Below are 19980 nucleotides of genomic sequence, written 5' to 3'. Positions count from 1 at the left end.
GAACTCTGGTCCATGGCGCCCGTTATCCGCGTCATGGACCCCATCGAAAGACTTGCCACCGACCGACAAAGCGCCAAGGGTTTGTGGACCCTCGCGCGCGGCCGCTCCCCCCTCATCGGCACCGCAATTCATGACGGCCACCACGTCTGGCCCGATCTTCTCGCCCGCATGGCCATCGATGAATCCGGCCGCCTGCGCGAAGAGGACCCGTTCACCGCCCGCTTCATCGCCGACATGGACAACCGCATTGTCGTCCATCGCTCGCGTTTCGAGCTCGATCTCAACCGTGCCCTCGACGAGGCTATTTACCTCAGGCCCGAACAGGCCTGGGGGCTCCAGGTCTACGAGACGCCCCCGGACGCCGCGCAGCTCGACCGCCTCTCGCGCCAGCACGCCAGCTATTATGCGATGCTGAAAAGCGCGCTGGCCGATATCGAAGCCGAACATGGCAGCTTCGTCCTCCTCGACATGCACAGCTACAACCATCGCCGCGGCGGTTACGACGCGCCCCCGACCGATCCGGACAAAGCCCCCGATATCAATATCGGCACATTCTCCATGGATCGCGCCCGCTGGGCCCATATTCTCGATCCCTTCATGGAATGCCTCCGCGATCAGCCCTTCCTCGGCCGTCGCCTCGACGTTCGCGAAAACATCGCCTTCGCCGGCAAGGGCGAACAGACCCGCTTCGTGCATGAACATTTCCCCCAAACGGGCTGCGCCATCGCCGTCGAGTTCAAGAAGATTTTCATGGACGAATTGACCGGCGCGCCGGATGCCGAAGCCATCGCCGATTTGCAGGCTGCCATTCGCGCCGCCCTGCCATTGCTCGAAGAGCGTCTAGGAGCCCGTCCATGAGCCGGACCGGCTCCCGCGCCGCCATGATCGAAGCCGTCACCCAGGCGCTGGCCGGCGACACGCCGATCCGGCTCGATCTCGACGGCACGGGACGTCTCTATCTCGATCGCCCCATGCCCTATCTCGCCATCCATGTCGGGCGTCGCAACGAGTTGGCGGCCCGCCAGGCCACTGCGGCCAATACGGCCTATCTCATCGCCCGCACCAGGACCGACGCGATCGCAATCGCGTCCGTGGTCGGCGAAGCCATGAAGCAGCGCTTCGGCGCTTTCCTCATCCTCGATATCGGCGAGCTCGAGCGGGACGACCTCGCCGAGGACGCGCCCTATCTCGCCCCCTTCGAAGTGTCGGTCTCGACCCCCGACGACGCGCTCGGGCAAAATCTCGCCTCCACCATGTCCAGCGCCATCGAGAAAATGGGCGCCCGCTACCGCGCTCCCCAGATCCGCAGGCTCGCCCTCAACGACGATCCCCATGCCGGACTGGCGAAAAAACTGCCCCAGTTTCCGGTCGCCACCATCCGCTTCGCCCCGATCTACCGCGCCCCCGTCACCGGCGAGCTCTACCCGCATCTACACGAGCTTCTCGTTGCCAATATTTTTGACGCCGGCCTTCAGGGGGTCGCCGCCTTCGCCCGCGCCGCAACCAGCCTCAAGCCACCCACGCACCGCGCGCTTGGTCGGCGGGTCTATATCGATGCCGTATCCCGCGCCGACCGCGCCATCGACGACATCGCCACTCGTTTCGATTTCCTCCTCGCCGTCACGCCCATCAACGCCGAAGCGGCCTGGGCCGAGTTCAAGGCCGGCAAATTCAAGCGCGCACCTGCCTTTCTCTATCGCCCGCTGTCGGTCGACGTGGAGGAGAGCAAGCGCGCGCTGTTTTCCGTCGCCCTCGACCATTTCGAGGACCCGGTGCTGGGCACCCTTTATCGTGAAAAGCAGCAGGAGCTCGACCTGCAGCTTTCGCTTCTCGCCGCGCGAGAAACCCCGCGCTTCATCGAGCTGGGCCGGGCACTCTATGGTTCGGTCGAGCCGCGCCTTCTCAAGGCCGCCCGTTCTATCCTCGAAGACACGAAACCCGGCGCCAAAAAGTCCCCGGCCGAAACCGCCGATTATCGTCTCGTCGAAAAGCGGGCCCGCGCCATGATCGCCCGCTATTCCGAGCAGTCGAGCGCCTTTGCAACGCCGGTTGAGGTGCGCGACGATTTGCCGAGCGGGCTCATGGTCTCCAATGGCCGCCTCCTCATTTCCCGCAGCACCGCAATGGACCGCGCCCGCGTCGAACCGCTCCTCAGCCACGAGGTGGGCGTTCACATGCTCACCTATTTCAATGGCTCGGGTCATGGCCTTCGGCTCTTCCGCACTGGCCTCGCCGGTTACGAGGGCACCCAGGAGGGCCTCGCGGTTCTTGCCGAATATCTCGCCGGCGGCATGACTATTCCCCGCCTCCGCCTCATCGCCGCCCGCGTCCTCGCCTGCGCCGAAATGCTCGATGGCGCGAGCTTTGCCGACAATTTCGCCCTCCTCACCAAGAGTCACGGCTTTTCCGAGAGCGGCGCGTTCAACCTGCTGCTGCGCGTCTATCGCGGCGGCGGTCTCGCCAAGGACGCGATCTATCTCCGCGGCCTCCTCGAAATCCTCGCCCATCTGGGCAATGGCGGCTCGCTCGATCCCTTCTGGCTCGGCAAGATCGCCGCCAGCCATTTTGGCATCATCCAGGAGCTGGCCGCGCGCGGTCTCCTCGGTGCGCCGCGCCTCGTTCCCCAATTTCTGACCATGCCCGGTGCCGCCGATCGCCTTGATCGGCTGAAGAGCGGCGCCGCTCCCATAGATCTCATAGCGTCCTAGGAGACCTCATGCGCATTGCATTTTTCGTCAATTCCATCGCCGGCGAATCGGCCAAATACACCACCACCGGCCTCGCCCTCGCCGCCCTGATGCGCGGCCATGACATCTGCTACGTGACCCCCGGCGACTTCGTGCTCCGCCCCGATGATACGCTCTCCGTGCGCGCCACGGTGCTGCCGGCCGCCAATTACAAAAAGCCTGAAACCCTCCACAAGGATCTCCACTCGCGCGAGACGACTGTGGAAACCTATGACATCACCGAAATCGATGTGCTGTTCCTGCGCAACGATCCCTCGCTCGATGGCAGCGACCGGCCCTGGGCGACCAATATCGGCACCATCTTTGGGCGCCTCGCCGCCGAGCGTGGCACGCTCGTGCTCAACGACCCCGACGGTCTCGCCAAGGCGCAGAACAAGCTCTATTTCCAGGATTATCCGGCCGTCGTGCGTCCCAAGACGCTGATTTCCAAGAGCATCGAGGAAATCCGCGCCTTTATCGACAGCGAGAAGAAGGGCGCCATCGTCAAGCCTCTGCAGGGCTCTGGCGGCAAGAACGTCTTCAAGGTCACCTCCGCCAAGGACCCCAACCTCAACCAGATCTTCGAGGCGGTGAGCGAGGAGGGCTATCTCATCGCCCAGAGCTTTATCCCCGAGGCCAGCGAGGGCGACGTCCGCTTCTTCCTGATGAACGGCCAGCCCATCATCCGCGACGGGCACTACGCCGCTTTTCGCCGCGTCCCGGCCCAGGGCGAGATCCGCTCCAACGTCCATGTCGGCGGCGGTCCGGCCAAGGTCGAGATCACGCCGAAAATGCTGGAGATCGCCGAGATCGTTCGCCCCAAGATTCTGGCCGACGGCATGTTCTTTGTCGGCCTCGATATCGTCGGCGACAAGATCCTCGAAATCAATGTGTTCAGCCCGGGCGGCCTCAACAATGCCTCGGAAATGTATGGCACCAATTTCCTCGACAGCGTCATCACCGCCATCGAGAACAAGATCACGACGCGCGACGCCTATGCAGATCGGCTCGACAATCGCCAGCTGGCCGTTCTCTAGGAGCCGCGATGATCATTGACGCGGTCCCGCCAGCCCAGCTGATCTACTCTTCCGACAGCGAACCCGGCTGGCGCCGCGTCAGGAGCGGCGAGAGCTTTTCCTATCTCGACGCCAATGGGAAAGCGCTGAAGGCCCGGGACCGCGAGCGCATTGAGGCGCTGGTCATCCCCCCGGCCTGGACCGATGTCTGGATCTGTCCCGACCCCAATGGCCATCTCCAGGCCACCGGGCGCGACGAGCGCGGGCGCAAGCAGTATCTCTACGATCCGCGCTGGACCGAGCAGCGCAGCCAGACCAAGTTCGGCTCCCTGATTTCCTTCGCCAAGGCACTGCCCAGCATCAGGGAGCAGGTCGAGGCCGATCTCAGGCGCCGTCGCACCGATCTGCCCCATGTCGCCGCCTCGGTGGTATGGCTCCTCGACAATTCCCTCATCCGCATCGGCAATTCCCGCTACGCGAAAGAGAACAAGAGCTTTGGGCTCACCACATTGCGCAATCGCCATGTCGAGATCGCCGGGCCGGCGGTGCGCTTCCGCTTCAAGGGCAAATCGGGAAAGCAGTGGAAGCTGGAGCTGACCGACCGGCGCATCGCCCGCATCGTGTCGAACCTGCAAGACCTGCCGGGCCAGCACCTTTTCCAATATGAGGACGAGGACGGCGTGCACCCGATCACCTCGCGCGAGGTAAATGCCTATATCTCCGAGCGCGCCGGCGGTCCCTTCAGCTCGAAACACTTCCGGACCTGGTCAGCCACGGTCGGCGCCTATGACCTGCTCTCCCAGCTCGAGCGCGCCGAAACCAAGACCGGTCGCGCCCGCCAGATCAACGAAGTGCTCGACACCATCTGCCAGCGCCTGGGCAACACCCGCGCCGTCTGTCGTTCGGGCTATGTCCACCCCCGTGTCATCGCCGATTGGGAGGAGGGTCTTCTGACCCGCCCCAAACGCGTCCGCCCAAAACCCCATCTCGATCGCGACGAACTTGAAACCCTGGCCTATCTTCGCTCGCTGGATACCAATTAAGCCACCGGCCCGCTTCCCTCGGGCTCGACCCGAGGGCCACCAACAGCGAATGCACAATTCGCGCTGTCGCGGGCAGAGTCTGACTCAAATCCCCTATCCCTTCAGCTTCTGCTTCACCGCAAAATACCCCTTCCACGGGTCGTCCGCCTTCACCCGCTTGATCCCCTCCGCAATCGTAAAGACATTCGCCCCCTCCAGCTCATCCAGCTCGTCCCAGCTCACCGGCATGGCCACCGGCGCGCCCGGACGCGACCGCACCGAGAACGGTGAAATCGCCGTCGATCCCCGCTCATTGCGCAGATAGTCGATGAACATCCTCCCCTTGCGCTTGGCCTTGGAGAGATTGGCGGTGAACCGGTCCGGCTCATCTTCGGCTAGCGACTGCGCAAAGCTCCGGCAAAACTCCTTCACCGTGTCCCATGTCGCGCTCGGCACCAGCGGCACCACCACATGCACACCCTTGCCCCCCGATACCAGCGCAAAACTCTTGAGCTTCATCTTGGCAAGGCGGTCGCGAATATCCTTTGCCGCTGCCACCACATGGGAAAAATCGAGCCCCTCGTCAGGATCGATGTCGAACACCAGCCGGTCCGGCCGCTCCACATCGTCGCGCTTCGATCCCCAGATATGCCATTCGAGCACATTCATCTGCGTGCCAGCGATCAGCCCTTCCAAACTATCGAGATAGAAATAGTCCGCTACCTCGCCGTCCTTCTCCGGCACCGGGGTGGATTTGAGCTCCTCGGGAAAGCCGCCCGTATCGTGCTTTTGGAAAAAGCAAACCTTCGAACGCCCCTGCGGACAGCGCACCAGGCTCAGCGGCCGATCCGCGATATAGGGCAGCATGCGCTCTGCAACCGCTGCGTAATAGGCCACGAGATCTCCCTTGGTCACCCCGCTCGTCGGGTCGATCACCCGGTCGGGGCTCGTCAGCCGCATATCCAGTTCGTCGGCAATCGCTGCACCATCCAATGTAGGCTCTTCCATGTGGACCTCCTCGGCCGCCTTGTCCTCGCGCAGGCCAATAAAGGATGGGTGCCGCAGCACTTCGTCCTCGGTCATTTCAGTATAGGCGATTTCGGCCACCATTTGCGGCTCGACCCATTTGGCGCCCCGCGCTTCCTTGGGCACGGCGGCAAAAGGGCTGTCCTTGCGGCTGAGAGCGCTGAGCCGCTCGTCGAGCTCACCCAGCAGCTTGTCGGAGAACCCCGTGCCCACCCGGCCGCGATAGAGCAGTTTCCCCTTCTCCCAGGTTCCCAGCAGCAGCGAGGCAAAGCCCCGCCTCTTGGTCGAGGGTGAAAATCCGCCAATGACGAATTCCTGGCGTTTCAGGCATTTGATCTTGAGCCAGTCCTTGGTGCGCTCGCCCCGATAGCTCGATTTGGCCCGCTTGGCGATCACCCCCTCATGCCCGCCCGCGCACAGGGCATCGAGTACCTTCTGGCCCTGCCCACGCACATGGGTGGAATATTGCACCGCACCGGTCCGCGTCGATTTGGCCAGCAGGTTCTCCAGCCGCTCCTTGCGCTCGATCAGCGGCAGTTTCGTCAGATCTTTCCCGTCTGCTTCCAGCAGATCGAAGGCGAAAAACTCGAGCCGCCCGCCATTGGAGAGCACATTCTTGAGCGTCGAAAAATCCGTTCGGCCCTTGCCGTCGAAGGCGCAAATCTCCCCATCGATCAGGGCCGACCCGATTTGAAGCTTTTGCAGCGGCGCCACAAGCGAACCGAATTTGTCGGTCCAGTCGAGCCCACTGCGGGTGAACAGTTTCACCTCGTCCCCCGCGACGGAGGCAAGGCATCGATAGCCGTCATACTTCATCTCGAAGAGCCAGTCCTCGCCCGACGGCACGGTGTCGACGAGGCTGGCCAGCTGCACCGGCCGAAAGGCAGGGGTGCCCTTTTTCGTCCTGGCCGGCTTGGTCTCGATCGTGCGGGTCTTCTGGTCGGCCTTTTCGGCCTCTTCCGTGTCGGAATGCCAGACGGCATCGGGCTCGACATCGCTGTCTTTGCTCGCCTCGGCGCCGCTGGCAATGCCCTTGAAGTCGCGCCCCGTGGCGACCGATCGGGTAAAGCGCGTGGTCAGCGTGTCCTTGTCGCGCGCATAGCTGTCACGATGCTTGATCAGCAGCCAGTTTTCCCGGTCCGGACCCGATTTGCGCTTGGTGTCCCGGCCCTTCATATGGACCAGGACCCATTCCCCTTTCATGCGCTCGCCGAAAAGGCGGATCTTGAGGTCGCCGCTTTCAATCCCCTCATGCGGATCGCCCAGCGGCTCCCAGGTGCCGCGGTCCCAGAGCATTACGGTGCCCCCGCCATATTCCCCCTCGGGAATTGTGCCCTCGAAGCCGCCATATTCGAGCGGGTGGTCCTCGACCCGCACCGCCAGCCGCTTGTCCCCGGGATTGTTGGATGGCCCCTTGGTCACCGCCCAGCTCTTGAGCACCCCATCGAGCTCCAGCCGGAAATCATAGTGCAGTCGCGTGGCGTCGTGTTTTTGCACCACAAAGCTGCCGCGCTCCGATTTTTCGCCCGCGGGCGCGTCGCCGGATGGCTCCTGCGTCTTGGCGAAATTGCGCTTGGCCTTGTAGTCCTTGAGCAAATCCTGCGGGGATGCGGTTTTCATGGCGCGCCTCACCTGGCAATGGTGCGACTCAACGCGATTGGGCTTTGGGTGTTCCCCTTTGCCCCGCGATGCTTTTTTGCGGATTTTGGCCGCGCCCACCCCGGCGCCAGCGGTCAAATCCCAATGGGCATGGGCATTTTTCCGGGTGATGTGCGCAATTTAACCGATTTTGGAGAGAACTCCATTTACCGAATTGGTGCAAAGCTTGGTCAGTCAATGGAGGTGGAAATGGGGGCGGACTACACCGAGAAACTGCTTCGCCTTCAGACCGAAACCCTCGAGGCTGTTGCGCGCGGTGAGCCGCTGGCCGAAATCGGCCGCATCATCTGCATGCGCGCCCAGCATTACGCACCCGAAGTCATCTGCTCCATTCTCCAGCTCGACGATAAGGGACGCCTCCATCCCCTTGCCACGCCCGGCCTGCCGGAGAGCTTTTCCCGCCAGATCGAGGGCCTTGCCATCGGGCCCGAAGTCGGCTCCTGCGGCACGGCGGCCTATCGCAACGAGCCGGTGATCGTGACCGACATCGCCACAGATCCGCTCTGGGCCAATTATCGCCAATTGGCGGAGCCCTGGGGCATTCGCGCCTGCTGGTCGAGCCCCATCCGCGATCGCGAGGGCAGGGTCCTCGGCACATTCGCCTTTTATTACCACGAGGCGCGCGGCCCCAGCGAGTTCGAGCAGCAGATCGTGGCAACGGCCGTCCATCTCTGCGCCCTGGCGCTCGAGCATGAACGGATCATCGAGCGGAACAGGCGCCTTGCCTATTTCGACGTTTTGACCGGCCTGCCCAATCGCGGGCGCTTCAATCAATTGCTTTCCGAAGCGATCACGGCGGATGCGCCCTTCGGATTGATCCTGCTCGATATCGACCACCTCAAGCGCGTCAATGACGGCATCGGCCACGCGGCCGGCGACAGTCTCATCCGCACGGTGGCCAATAGGCTGAGCCAGGTCGGTCCGGACATTATTCCGTGCCGGCTCGGCGGAGACGAGTTTGCCGTCCTCGTTCAGGATTGCGCCGACCATGCCCAGCTCGAAGAGATCGCCGGCCGTATCCAGGCCGCCGCGCGCGGCATGGTGACCCTCGATGGCCAGTCCTTCGAAGCCCATGTTACCCTGGGGGGTGCGGTCTTTCCGCGAGACGGCGCCAATGCGGAAACGCTCTGCCAGAACGCCGACTTTGCCCTCTACCACGCCAAACAGAGCTATCGCGGCGCCTATATGGGCTTCCGGCCTGACCTGCGGACCGAGATGATCCAGCGCATCGATCTGGTGCGCCAGCTCGACCAGGCCATGCTTGAGGGGCGGGTCGAAGCCCATTACCAGCCGCTGGTGCGGCTCGACACCACCGAAATCGTCGGCGTCGAAGCGCTGGCGCGCCTGCGCATGCCCGATGGGCGCATCGCCACTGCCCAGCAATTTCACTCCGCCCTGTCCGATCCGCGCATCGCCTACGAATTGACCGGATGCATGCTCGAACAGGTGGCGCGCGATGTGCGGCGCTGGCTTGATGCCGAGATCGAATTCCAGCATGCGGGGATCAACGTCACCACCGGCGATTTCCAGCGCGGGGACCTCGCCGAGCGCATCATCGCCATTTTCGGGCGACACAATGTTCCGCTGCGCCACGTCGTTCTCGAAGTCAATGAAGCGGTCTTCATGGGCGGCGCCGACAATCAGGTCCCGCGCGCCGTCGAGGCCCTGCGCGAGCAGGGGCTCCTCGTTGCGCTCGACGATTTCGGCACCGGCTTTGCCTCGCTGACCCATTTGCTGAGCTTTCCCGTCGATATCATCAAGATCGACCGCTCCTTCGTCTCGAGGATCGGTTCGGATCAGCCGAGCGAGATCGTGGTTTCCGCCATGATCGATATCGCCCGCAAGCTGGGCATGCGCGTCATTGCCGAGGGCGTGGAAACGGCCGAGCAGGCCGATATCCTGCGCGCGCTCGGCTGCGTGCTCGGACAGGGCTATCTCTATTCGCGTCCCGTCGCCGCCGTCGATGCCACCGATCTCCTGGCCCGCTTCGGGCAACGCCTCCGCCCGCCATCGCCGCGCCTTCCCAAGCGGCTTCTGGCCTAGCTCGTCAAGCCAGCTTGTATCCTTGACAGGACGATGACAGACTCCCGGGCCTAAGCTGAAGCCACGGACGCAACGACGTTCGCCTTGTTTCTGGGAGGATATCTTGAACAAGCTGCTTCTCGCCGCGCTGGTTTCCGGCGCCATTTCTATTCCCGCCTTTGCTGCCGACTACACCATCATGGCGCCTGCCGCCCCGGGCGGCGGCTGGGACCAGACCGCCCGCACCATGCAGGAAGCCCTGCAGGCCGAAGGCATTTCGGGCAATGTGCAGGTCACCAACGTCCCCGGCGCCGGCGGCACGATCGGCCTTGCCCAGTTCGTCAATCAGGAAAACGGCAATCCCAACGCCCTGATCGTCGGCGGCTATGTCATGGTCGGCGCCATCCTCACCAATGCCTCGCCGGTCACCCTGGCCGAGGTTACCCCGATTGCGCGCCTCACCGGTGAAGCCGTCGGCATCGTGGTTCCCGCCAATTCCGATATTCAGGACATGGCCGGCCTCGTCGCCAAGCTCAAGGAAAACACCGGCGCGGTGTCCTGGGCCGGCGGTTCGGCCGGTGGCGCCGACCACATCACGGCTGGCCTCATCGCCAAGGCCGTTGGCGTCGATCCCACCCAGGTCAACTACATCGCCTATTCGGGCGGTGGCGAAGCGCTTGCCGCCATTCTGGGCGGTCAGGTGACCGTCGGCGTGTCCGGCATCAGCGAGTTCGCTTCGCAGATCGAAGCGGGGGAACTGCGTCTCCTCGCCGTTTCCACTGACACCCGCGTGCCCGGCTTTGATGCCCCCACCCTCCAGGAAGCCGGCGTCGATACCGCCGTGCAGAACTGGCGCATGGTCGCCGCTGCCCCCGGCCTTTCCGACGAGCAGGTCGCGGCCATCAATGCCGACATCGAAGCCATGGTCAATTCGGACAGCTGGAAGGCCGCTCTCGAAAGCCGCGGCTGGGTCAATACCTATCTGGCCGGCGATGCTTTCGACACGCAGCTTGCAGCTGATATCGCGGCGACTGAAGCCATCCTGAAAGACATCGGCCTGGTGCAATGAGCGCCAGAGCTTCCGACAGCACGCGCCGCCCCGATGGGGCGGCGTTCGTCATCGCGGTGATCCTCGCCGCCATCGCCATCGTCATTTTCTGGCAGACCAGCCAGATGCGCGTGCCCCCCGTGCAGCAGCGTGTCGGCCCCACGGTCTTCCCCTATGTCGTCGCGACCGGGCTGGCGCTTCTGTCCATCGGCACCTTCGTGTCGGCCTTTCGCCATGGCTTTCCCGAGCGCAGCAAGGACGATTACGGTCCCATTTTCTGGATCGTCGGCGGGCTCGTCGCGCAGATCCTGCTTCTGTCGACGGCTGGCTTCGCCATCGCCACCGGCATCCTCTTCGCCTTCACCGCCAAGGGTTTTGGCCGTGGTCCGCTCTGGCAGACCATCCCGATCGGCATCGTCTTTGCCTTCGTGGTCTGGTTCATTTTCGCGCGCGGCCTGCAGCTCTCGCTGCCTATGGGGCCGTTTGAGCGCCTTGTGACGACGGGGAGTTTCTAAACCATGGAAACCTTCGAACTTCTGGCCCAGGGCCTCCTGGCCGCCATGCAATTGCAGAACCTGGTCTATGCCCTGATCGGCGTAACCCTCGGCACTGCTGTCGGCGTCCTGCCCGGCATTGGCCCGGCGCTCACCGTCGCCCTGCTCCTGCCGGTCACCTATCGGCTCGACCCGGCCGGTTCGCTCATCATGTTCGCCGGCATCTACTATGGCGGCATGTATGGTGGCTCCACTACCTCCATCCTCCTCAACACCCCGGGCGAAAGCGCCTCCATCGTTACCGCGCTCGAGGGGAACAAAATGGCCCGCAAGGGCAGGGGCGGTCCCGCCCTTGCCACCGCGGCCATCGGCTCCTTCGTCGCCGGCCTCATCGCCACGCTGGGGCTCGCCTTCATCGCCCCCACCGTGGTCAAATTCGCGCTCTCCTTCGGCCCGGCCGATTATTTCGCGCTGATGGTGCTGGCTTTCGTCACCGTCTCCGCCGCTTTCGGCGACAGCGCCCTGCGCGGGCTGACGGCGCTCTTCATCGGCCTGGGGCTCGGGCTCATCGGCATTGATCTGCAGACCGGCCAGACCCGCCTCGCCTTCGCCATCCCCGATCTCCTCGACGGCATCGAGGTGACAACCCTCGCCGTCGCCATGTTCGCCATCGGCGAAACCCTCAAGACCGCAGCCGATCGCGAACAGGTCGCCGCCCAGGTCATGGCGGTCAAGGGTTCGGTCTGGATGACCCTCGAGGACTGGAAACGCTCCTGGGCCTCCTGGCTGCGCGGCACCGTCATTGGTTTTCCCATCGGCGCCATGCCCGCAGGCGGTGCCGATGTCGCGAGCTTCCTCTCCTACAGCGCCGAGAAGAGCTTTTCCAAGCATCCCGAAGAGTTCGGCCATGGCGCCATCGAAGGCGTCGCAGGGCCGGAGGCGGCCAACAATGCCTCTGCCGCCGGAACGCTTGTGCCGCTCCTCACCCTTGGCCTGCCGACCACGGCAACGGCCGCCATCATGCTGGCCGGTTTCCAGCAATTCGGGCTCCAGCCCGGTCCGCTGCTTTTCACCAACAATGCCTCGCTGGTCTGGGCGCTGATCGCCAGCCTCCTCGTGGCCAATTTCATGCTGCTGGTGCTCAATTTGCCCCTGATCGGGCTCTGGGTGAAACTCCTCACCATCCCCAAACCCTGGCTCTATGGCGGCATCCTGGTGTTTGCCACGCTCGGCACTCTGGGGGCCAATGGCGCCATGTCCATGGGCATCGGCCCGATAAGAGTGTCGTTCGAACTGGTTCTGCTCCTGGCCTTCGGTCTCCTCGGCTATGGCCTCCGCCGCTTCGGCTATCCCATCGCCCCGGTGGTGGTGGGGCTGATCCTCGGGCCCATGGCCGAGCAACAATTGCGGCGTGCCCTCGCCATCAGCCAGGGCGATCCGGCGGTTCTGGTCAGCTCGCCCATCTCGATCGTTCTCTACATCGTCGCCATCATCGCAGTGGGCCTGCCGCTCATCATGCGCCTGCGCGGCCGCGGCGCCGTCCTCGGCCAATTGGCCACCGACGAGGACTGAGCATAAAAAATGCCCTGGACCGGCTTTCGGTCCAGGGCACACTTGTCACTGATAATCCGCCGATCAGATCAGCCAGATTCCGCCATCGATCGCCGGGGCGACAAGGGCGACGTTCTCGGCGCTTTCCGAAATGTTCGCCAGCACCGTTGCCCGGTCCATGGCGCCGCTGTCGAGCTGGCCGACCCAGAAGTCGAGCCCACCCTTTTCCGCCGCACGGCCGAGGATGTTCTTGTAGAGCTGGTCCACCAGACCCAGATTGGAAAGGCTGCCATAGGCCGATTGGAATTCGCTGGACCCGATGAAATTGGCCGCGACACCGAAAAGGCCCTGGCCGCTGTCCATCTTGTCGATCCAGTATTTCAGCCCGCCGGAATCCGGTGTCCGGTCGAACGCGGCCTGATAGAGGCGATAGGCCTGTCCGGCAATCCCCGCCGTGTCGAGCGCCACCACGCCATCGGAAAACTGCACCCGCTCGACATCATGGAGCGTGACGTGGTCGATCTTGTTGCTGACGGTGAAGGAGCCATCCGCCTGCTTCTTGATCTCATATTGGGCCTTGGTCTTGGAGCCCCAGGAATGGTCGATGATGACGGTATCCACCCCGCCGCCGCCATAGACCACATCGCGGCCGGTCCCGACTTCCATGAAGTCATTGAGATTTCCCATCCGGAAAACCGTGTCCTGGGCGAGAATGGCGTCGATCAGCGCCTCGACCATGCTGGAGGACTGGCTGATCTTGAGCACCTGCGCCGATGTCAGGCCAAGCCCATCGGCTTCGGCCATGACGATGCCGCCTTCCGAATAGGTGACACGATTGGCCGTTCCGGTCAGATCCTTGGTCACTGGATTGATCGAGAAATTCGTGCCGTAAACGTCAAACCGGCCGGTCGTGGTGATGAAGGTAACCTGCGTCGAGGTCAGCGTCGGCTGTCCGATTGGCGTGCCTCCACCCATCTCGTGCGGCGCCAGCATGTTCAGCTTGAAATTGTTGTAGGCCGTGATAGTCGATGTCAATTCAGTCCCCTCGTTTTCGCTCCTGCGAATAGACACACTCTGACTGAGGGGAAATAAAATAGTGTTCAGCCGGAATTCTGTTTTTGTCTGAGGAGTTTAGGGTTTCATTAGTAGAAACCCCCATCGCTACGGGCACAAAAAAACCCGGATGCCGGGGAGGGACCGGCATCCGGGCTGGGGTCGGCAGCTCGCGCTGCAGGGTCCCGTCGAGAGAACAGGACCGCGCGCGGGACTTAGAGCTTGCCGATCCGGCGGAAAGCGGCCGGCTCGATGCCCAGGGTCCGGAGGTCTCTTGCCTTGGGCGCCCGTCCAGCTTCAACGGCGGCCGCACTGGCAGCAGCGCTGCCAAACAGATCGACCATCGAACCAAGCGTCGCAAACAGCTTGCTGTTGCGCAGGGTACTCATTGCAAATTCCTCTCTTGGGACCCGGCACCAGCGCCAGATCGCTTCCATGAGGTGTAAATGGGCCCCGTCGTCCCAGGTTTGAAGGGCCGGTTCGGTCACCCCAGCCATGCGCCAGGGTAATGGATCGGGGGCCTCAGTTCAGATGCTTGCACATATAGAGCGTGCTGCCGCCCATGAACTCTTCGCTGCGCTCGAGCGCATAGCCAAAATTCTGGTAGAGCGCGACATTGGTCGTAAAGGCCGCATTGGTGAGGAGCCGCACGCGCTCCACCTTCTCGTGCCGGGCCAGATGCTCGGCCAGCATCAGAAAGCTCTTGCCATGCCCGCGACCCTGTTGCGTGGGGTGAACGGCGATATTTTCGATCCACACATGGTCGTCCCGGCGCGTCGTCTGCATGATGCCGGCCATCCTGCCTTCCACCATCAGCACGTCGAAACGGAAGGCATTGATGGCCTCGGCGTAGTCGACGCTCATGGGACGCGGTTCACGGCCGATAACCCCGACCCATTTGGAATAGGCGGCCCGGACAAGGGCATGAATATCGGCCACATCGGACGATGTGGCAGTGCGAAAGGCGACGCTATGGGGAGGCATTAAGACTTCCGAAAACAAAAAACCTGCCGACCGGACGGTGGCAGGTTTACCTCAGGTTCCAAGACAGGCTGATGAAGCTCAGCGTCGTCGTGCCAAAGGCAAGCAGCAGCCACCCCTTGAGGGTTGCAAACCACAACGTCGGAACTGGTGTTTCGGATGCGTCATCCGATAAATTTGCGCCTATCGAAGATTTTCGTCAAGCAGGCGCCAGAGGCGGTGCGCCCACCCGAGTCTCCCCTGTTAAGGGAGCGGCCTTTTCGAGGCGCTCTAAACGCCCCCCATCCCCAATCTGTCCCTCCCCCTGACAGGGGGAGGTTAGGAGGGGGTGATGTCTTGGCGCCTCTGGCAATGCTTGCGCACCAGTCCGTCAGCAAAAATCCTGGCCACCCAGATTGGGCAGGGTCAGCTCGCCTCAAGTACGCTTGCTTGTCCCCATCCCCAATCTGTCGCTCCCCCTGACAGGGGGAGGTTAGGAGGGGGTGATGTCTTGGCGCCACTGGAAATGCTTGCGCACCAGGCCGTCAGCCAAAATCCTATCCACCCAGATTGGGCAGGGTCAGATCGCCTGAAGTCAGCTTGCTGGCCGTCAACGCGGCATCGGCCTTTTCGCGCGGCAATTCGAGGCTCGTCCATACGCTCACCAGCGCATGGCGCAGCTCGAACACCATTTCGTCCGTGTGCAGCGGCGTCGGCGTGATGCGCAGGCGCTCGGTGCCCTTTGGCACGGTCGGGTAGTTGATCGGCTGGATATAGATATTGTGCTTGTCGAGCAGCATGTCGCTGGCGGCTTTCACCGCGCGCGCATCGCCCACGATCAGCGGCACGATATGGGTCGCGGTATCCATCACCGGCAGGCCGGCATCGGCCAGGATTGCCTTGGTCAGCTTGGCCTGGCGCTGGTGCAGCGTGCGTTCCAGCCCATTGCCCTTGAGGTGCTCGATCGAGGCGCGCGCCGCTGCGCAAAGGGCAGGGGGCAGGGCGGTGGTGAAGATGAATTCGGCTGCATAGGAGCGCACGGCGTCGATGATGGCGCGGTTGGCGGTGATATAGCCGCCCATCACGCCAAAGCCCTTGGCCAGCGTGCCTTCGATCACGTCGATCCGGTCCATCAGCCCATCGCGTTCGGCAATGCCGCCGCCGCGCGGTCCGTACATGCCCACGGCATGGACTTCATCGATATAGGTCATGGCGCCGAACTCATCGGCGAGGTCGCAGATTTCTTTGATCGGGGCGATGTCCCCGTCCATGGAATAGACGCTCTCGAACACGATCAGCTTGGGCCGCTTGCGGTCCACCTGGCTGAGCAGTTCGCGCAGATGCGCAACGTCATTGTGGCGGAAAATCTTCTTTTCCATGCCGCTCTGGCGCACGCCCTGGATCATCGAGGCGTGGTTGAGCTGGTCCGAGAAGATCACGCAGTCCGGCAGCAGCCGGGCAATGGTGGAAATGCCGGCTTCGTTGGACACGAAGCCCGAGGTAAAGACGAGAGCCGATTCCTTGCGGTGCAAATCGGCGAGCGAGCGCTCGAGCTCGACCAGCGGGCGGTTGGTGCCCGAAATATTGCGGGTGCCACCGGCGCCGACGCCCATCGCACCGGCGGTGTCCTGCATGGCCTTCACGACTTTTTCGTGCTGGCCCATGCCCAGATAGTCATTCGAGCACCAGATGGTGATTTCGCGCGCATTGTCCGCGTCGTCACGATAGATGGCGCGCGGAAAACGTCCGGCGATGCGTTCGAGGTCGGCAAATACGCGATAGCGCTTTTCTGACCGCAGCGCATCGACTGCTTCCTCGAAAATACCGCGATAATCCATGGATCTTTCCTTTGAGCCTGCGCCCGGATCGATAAGGGGTCAGGTAGGATCCGGCTTGCTAGCGCAAGCCCTATCTAGCTGACAGAAAGTGGCGTTGACATAGGTCAATTCGACGCGCGGCCGATCCCTTGGGGCCCGCGGCTCGAGGCATGGAAACGACGCCGAACTAAGATTCATTCTAAACGGAAGATGGTTGGCTGCCAACCTTTTGAGGGCGCTCCGAAGAGCATATTTCCTATTGGGAGCCGGCTTTGAACCACCGACAGTATTAACCTGCCCGCATGCTGGTAGTTGCCAGTATTTACAAGGTGCGCTTAGATCAGCTCTGCCATCATGTGGCGTACGAGGGGTCGTATCGTGAAGAGTTTTTCGTCTTCAAGCTTTGCCGGGCACCATGGGGATGCTCTGGCGCTGGCGCAGGCGGCGACGCGCCGCAATCCTCAGGCGCTGTTCACCGATTTCCAGTGGTTCTTGTACGAGGGACGGGACACCGTCTTCTTCACCGCCTTCTCGACCAATTCCTATGACAGGGAAGGTCTGGCCAATATGGTGGCCGAAATGGTGGCGCTGGCGCCACAGCTGACCCACGGCTTTGTCGGTGCCCAGCCGGGTCAGCCCTTTCCGAAACATCTGCTCGACGCCATCACTTCGGTCGAAATGGTCGATGAGTTCGATGGCTATCCGGATAAATGGCTGAGCAAATCGACCGATATTTTCGAGCGCAAGGATTTGCCCCTGTTCCGCGTTATGGCGGCCGTCCGTCGGCACGGCCCGGATGCCCAGGGTCGCGCCGCGATCCTGCAGGTGCGCTCCAGCCACGCCCTGCTCGAGGGCTCGGATTCGGCGCTTCTCACCCGCTCGGCCTCCGCCGGCCACGGCGTGCAGTCCGACAAATCCCACACACTGCCTTTTCTCGATCGCCTCAAGAGCGCACTGCGCGGCTGGTCGACGGTTTTCCTCTATCTCCTCGCTGCCAACATTCTGGCCCCGCCGGAACGGCCCTGGGGCTTCAGGACCCTCGCCGTCGAGCGCCATCGCCTGCGGCGTCTCGCCAACAAGCTCGGCGTGCGCCAGCGCTCGCTGATGTTTGCCCTCGTCACCCATGCGCTCAATGGCGAGGGTCAGGAAAAGCATATGAGCAAGAAGGTGATCGGCGCGGCCTACACCATGCTCGACACCAAGCGGAACAGCGCCGACGATGATTTCTTCCGCGTTCGCGCCCTCGAGGCCAAGTTCAAGGTGATGGAGGATTTCGTCGCCTATGTCCGGGCCGTCGACAACACCGTGGCCGGCATCGAGCAGAAGGACATCACCTCGTTCCAGGTGGTGGTCAATTCCATGTTCAAGGCCATGCGCGCGCTCAACCGCGTCATTCCGGCCCTGCCCAACAAGCGGTTCTGGCGCTTCAATGGCGGCATGCACATCGTGCTCACCCTCGTTCCGCCCCACCGCACCTATGGGCCGATGACCCATGGCATGATCGAGCCGCTCTATTGCGGCGCCTGGCATACCGAGGTGAACATCTGCACCTTCTGTCCCGGTCGCGACTACGTCACCCTCAACTTCTCCATGGAGCAACGCCATCTTGCCAATGTCGACAAGATCCTCGCCCTGCTCGACGAGGTCGAGCGGCGCGAAGTAACGCCCCACACCATGGCCCCCTCGGTCGAAAAGTTGCACTGACCCCGACCCGTTTCGCCACCATTTTTATGCGCACGCGCCAACGCACCCTGGCGCCCGCGACCCGCTCCCCTGTGCGCCGTCCAAACACCAATCGCCCCCAAAACGCCGCGCCTCCCTCAGGCCTGACCCGAGGGCCCCTCCGCGAGCCCCCAAGCCCCCAATGTGGCCGCCAAACTCCACCGCTCCCGGACCACCCCCACCAGGCCCCACGCCTGCAAAATGCGGGCGCGCCTCATTCTGAGGTACGTACATCAAATCCCCTTGCCCCTCCGTCGACTTGCCGCTATCACATTCATGTCGCCTACAAACCCGCCGGAAAGATCGGCTCATGAGCCAATACGCCAATTACCCCAGCCTCCGCGATCGCCCCGTGGTCATCTCCGGCGGCGCCACCGGTATCGGGGCGGGCCTGGTGCGGCATTTCGCGGCCCAGGGCGCACGCGTCGGCTTTGTCGATATCGCTGTCGATGAGGGCCATGCCCTGGCGGCCGAATTGCAGGCAGAAGGGCAATCGGTGCTGTTCACCCCCGCTGACGTCACCGACACCGAGACCTTCCAGGCAGCCATCGCCGGCTTTGCGGCCAGCCATGGCGCGGCGCGGGTTCTGGTCAACAATGCCGCCCACGATCAGCGGCACGATTGGCGCGAAGTGACCCCCGCCTATTGGGACGAGCGCATCGCCGTCAATCTCAAGCATTTCTTCTTTGCCATCCAGGCCGTGGCGCCCGGCATGCAGGCGGCCGGCGGCGGCTCGATCATCAATTTCGGCTCCATCAGCTGGATGATCATGACCCCGTCCATCCCCATCTACGAAACCGCCAAGGCCGCCGTGCATGGCCTCACCCGCTCCATGGCGCACGAACTCGGCCGCGACGGCATTCGCGTCAATTCCCTGGTGCCGGGCGCGGTCATGACCCAGCGCCAGCGCGATCTCTGGATTACCCCTGAGGATATCAGCGCCATCCAGGCCCATCAGGCGCTGCCGGGCCTGCTCGGTCCGGACGATTGTGCGCGCATGGCCCTGTTTCTCGCCGCCGACGACAGCGCCATGATTTCCGGCCAGCATTTCCTCGTCGATGCCGGCTGGGCCAATACTTAGCTGGTCAGGACGATCCGCATCAAATCGGCGGTGTTGCGCGCGCCCAGCTTTTCCATAACCCGCGCCCGGTGCACTTCGATGGTGCGCGGCGAGATCCCCAGTTCGCGCCCCGCTTCCTTGTTGGATTGACCATTGGTGATCAGCAGCAGCACTTCGCGCTCCCGCGGCGTCAGCTGGGCAAACCCGCGCACTTCCACTGCGCGCCTGCCGCCCTGCATGGCCCCCAGATGGACGTCGCGCCGCAACGTGTCGCGGATGATGGTCAACAGATGTTCGCTGTCGATGGGCTTGCTCACCACGTCGGTGGCGCCCAGCTTCATCGCCGTCACCGCCGCCTAGAGCTGCGGCACATTGGCCAGCATAACCACCGGCGTGCCGGTCCGCAGGGCCTTGACCCGGCGCAGCAGGGGCAGGCCGCTTTCTTCCCCCACCGCCAGATTGATCACCGCCACGTCGGGACGCCGCCTGTCGAGGCTGGCGAGAAAGTGCGGTGCTTCCAGCGAAAAAGTGGTCTGGAACCCCTCGAGGCGAAACAGGACGCTCAGCCCCTCGCACATAGCCGGATCGCTATCGACGATGTGCACCAGTCGATCGCGATTGAGAAAGGTATGGTAGTAGTTTTCGCCACTCATATTCCCTTGCCTCTTAGCTGTTTTGCTCATGCAGATGAGGGGATCTTGCAATCCGGACGAATTCGGACCCCCAAAGTCGCTATCTTCGCCCCACGCCCGTATTTTGCTTGAGGGGATCAGTCCGGACTATAGTAAATCTACTTAGGAGTGA

17 protein-coding genes are annotated in these 19980 nt (G+C 63.0%); 10 read left to right on the top strand and 7 right to left on the bottom strand.

Annotation, left to right across the window (positions count from 1 at the left end; all coding sequences use genetic code 11):
* Nucleotides 1-12 precede the first annotated feature (12 nt).
* The 4 genes from N0P34_RS17175 to N0P34_RS17160 are packed head-to-tail and all read left to right on the top strand — an operon-like array spanning nucleotide 13 to nucleotide 4785.
* The gene (locus N0P34_RS17175) at nucleotides 13-858 is read left to right on the top strand and encodes an N-formylglutamate amidohydrolase (RefSeq protein ID WP_345774440.1); all 846 of its coding nucleotides are present in this window, start codon (nucleotides 13-15) and stop codon (nucleotides 856-858) included.
* Nucleotides 855-2708: a flavohemoglobin expression-modulating QEGLA motif protein gene (locus N0P34_RS17170; protein ID WP_275604440.1), complete on the top strand. Its 1854-nt coding sequence runs from the start codon at nucleotides 855-857 to the stop codon at nucleotides 2706-2708. The genes N0P34_RS17175 and N0P34_RS17170 overlap by 4 nt, the downstream gene beginning before the upstream one ends.
* 8 nt (nucleotides 2709-2716) lie before the next feature.
* The gene (locus N0P34_RS17165) at nucleotides 2717-3763 is read left to right on the top strand and encodes a glutathione synthetase (protein WP_275604439.1); all 1047 of its coding nucleotides are present in this window, start codon (nucleotides 2717-2719) and stop codon (nucleotides 3761-3763) included.
* A gap of 8 nt (nucleotides 3764-3771) precedes the next feature.
* Nucleotides 3772-4785, top strand: a complete 1014-nt coding sequence (locus N0P34_RS17160) for a DNA topoisomerase IB (RefSeq protein ID WP_275604438.1) — start codon at nucleotides 3772-3774, stop codon at nucleotides 4783-4785.
* A gap of 93 nt (nucleotides 4786-4878) precedes the next feature.
* Here the strand turns inward: N0P34_RS17160 and ligD are convergent, their stop codons facing one another.
* Complete coding sequence (gene ligD, locus N0P34_RS17155; RefSeq protein ID WP_275604437.1) at nucleotides 4879-7410, bottom strand: DNA ligase D; 2532 nt, start codon at nucleotides 7408-7410, stop codon at nucleotides 4879-4881.
* A gap of 228 nt (nucleotides 7411-7638) precedes the next feature.
* Between ligD and N0P34_RS17150 the strand changes: the two genes are divergently transcribed.
* From N0P34_RS17150 to N0P34_RS17135, 4 genes are all read left to right on the top strand, one after another.
* Complete coding sequence (locus tag N0P34_RS17150) at nucleotides 7639-9492, top strand: EAL domain-containing protein (RefSeq protein WP_275604436.1); 1854 nt, start codon at nucleotides 7639-7641, stop codon at nucleotides 9490-9492.
* 103 nt (nucleotides 9493-9595) lie between these two features.
* A complete protein-coding gene (locus tag N0P34_RS17145) occupies nucleotides 9596-10540 on the top strand; it encodes a tripartite tricarboxylate transporter substrate binding protein (protein ID WP_275604435.1) in 945 nt (314 codons plus the stop codon).
* Entirely contained in the window at nucleotides 10537-11034 is a 498-nt protein-coding gene (locus N0P34_RS17140; protein ID WP_275604434.1) for a tripartite tricarboxylate transporter TctB family protein, read from the top strand. The genes N0P34_RS17145 and N0P34_RS17140 overlap by 4 nt, the downstream gene beginning before the upstream one ends.
* A 3-nt stretch (nucleotides 11035-11037) precedes the next feature.
* Complete coding sequence (locus tag N0P34_RS17135; protein WP_275604433.1) at nucleotides 11038-12585, top strand: tripartite tricarboxylate transporter permease; 1548 nt, start codon at nucleotides 11038-11040, stop codon at nucleotides 12583-12585.
* A 63-nt stretch (nucleotides 12586-12648) separates the two neighbouring features.
* On the opposite strand, the gene N0P34_RS17130 is transcribed toward N0P34_RS17135, so the two are convergent.
* The 4 genes from N0P34_RS17130 to hemA form a co-directional block, all read right to left on the bottom strand.
* The gene (locus tag N0P34_RS17130; protein WP_275604432.1) at nucleotides 12649-13599 is read right to left on the bottom strand and encodes a DUF4214 domain-containing protein; all 951 of its coding nucleotides are present in this window, start codon (nucleotides 13597-13599) and stop codon (nucleotides 12649-12651) included.
* A 233-nt stretch (nucleotides 13600-13832) separates the two neighbouring features.
* The gene (locus N0P34_RS17125; protein ID WP_275607061.1) at nucleotides 13833-14006 is read right to left on the bottom strand and encodes a hypothetical protein; all 174 of its coding nucleotides are present in this window, start codon (nucleotides 14004-14006) and stop codon (nucleotides 13833-13835) included.
* 133 nt (nucleotides 14007-14139) lie between these two features.
* On the bottom strand, nucleotides 14140-14601 hold the full coding sequence (locus tag N0P34_RS17120; protein ID WP_275604431.1) for a GNAT family N-acetyltransferase: 462 nt from the start codon (nucleotides 14599-14601) through the stop codon (nucleotides 14140-14142).
* A gap of 533 nt (nucleotides 14602-15134) precedes the next feature.
* Nucleotides 15135-16415, bottom strand: a complete 1281-nt coding sequence (hemA, locus tag N0P34_RS17115; RefSeq protein ID WP_345774439.1) for a 5-aminolevulinate synthase — start codon at nucleotides 16413-16415, stop codon at nucleotides 15135-15137.
* 357 nt (nucleotides 16416-16772) lie between these two features.
* Between hemA and N0P34_RS17110 the strand changes: the two genes are divergently transcribed.
* Both N0P34_RS17110 and N0P34_RS17105 read left to right on the top strand, forming a co-directional pair.
* A complete protein-coding gene (locus tag N0P34_RS17110; protein ID WP_275604430.1) occupies nucleotides 16773-18098 on the top strand; it encodes a hypothetical protein in 1326 nt (441 codons plus the stop codon).
* Between the two features lie 328 nt (nucleotides 18099-18426).
* The gene (locus N0P34_RS17105; protein ID WP_275604429.1) at nucleotides 18427-19197 is read left to right on the top strand and encodes an SDR family oxidoreductase; all 771 of its coding nucleotides are present in this window, start codon (nucleotides 18427-18429) and stop codon (nucleotides 19195-19197) included.
* Here N0P34_RS17105 and N0P34_RS17100 read toward each other — a convergent pair.
* Nucleotides 19194-19517: a LuxR C-terminal-related transcriptional regulator gene (locus N0P34_RS17100; protein WP_275604428.1), complete on the bottom strand. Its 324-nt coding sequence runs from the start codon at nucleotides 19515-19517 to the stop codon at nucleotides 19194-19196. The genes N0P34_RS17105 and N0P34_RS17100 overlap by 4 nt on opposite strands.
* 15 nt (nucleotides 19518-19532) lie before the next feature.
* On the bottom strand, nucleotides 19533-19829 hold the full coding sequence (locus tag N0P34_RS17095; RefSeq protein WP_275604427.1) for a response regulator: 297 nt from the start codon (nucleotides 19827-19829) through the stop codon (nucleotides 19533-19535).
* Nucleotides 19830-19980: the final 151 nt, after the last annotated feature.

Origin of the sequence: Devosia sp. FJ2-5-3, assembly GCF_029201545.1 — a bacterium.
In the GTDB taxonomy this organism is placed as follows: domain Bacteria; phylum Pseudomonadota; class Alphaproteobacteria; order Rhizobiales; family Devosiaceae; genus Devosia.
This window is presented reverse-complemented; position numbering and strand designations above follow the sequence as displayed.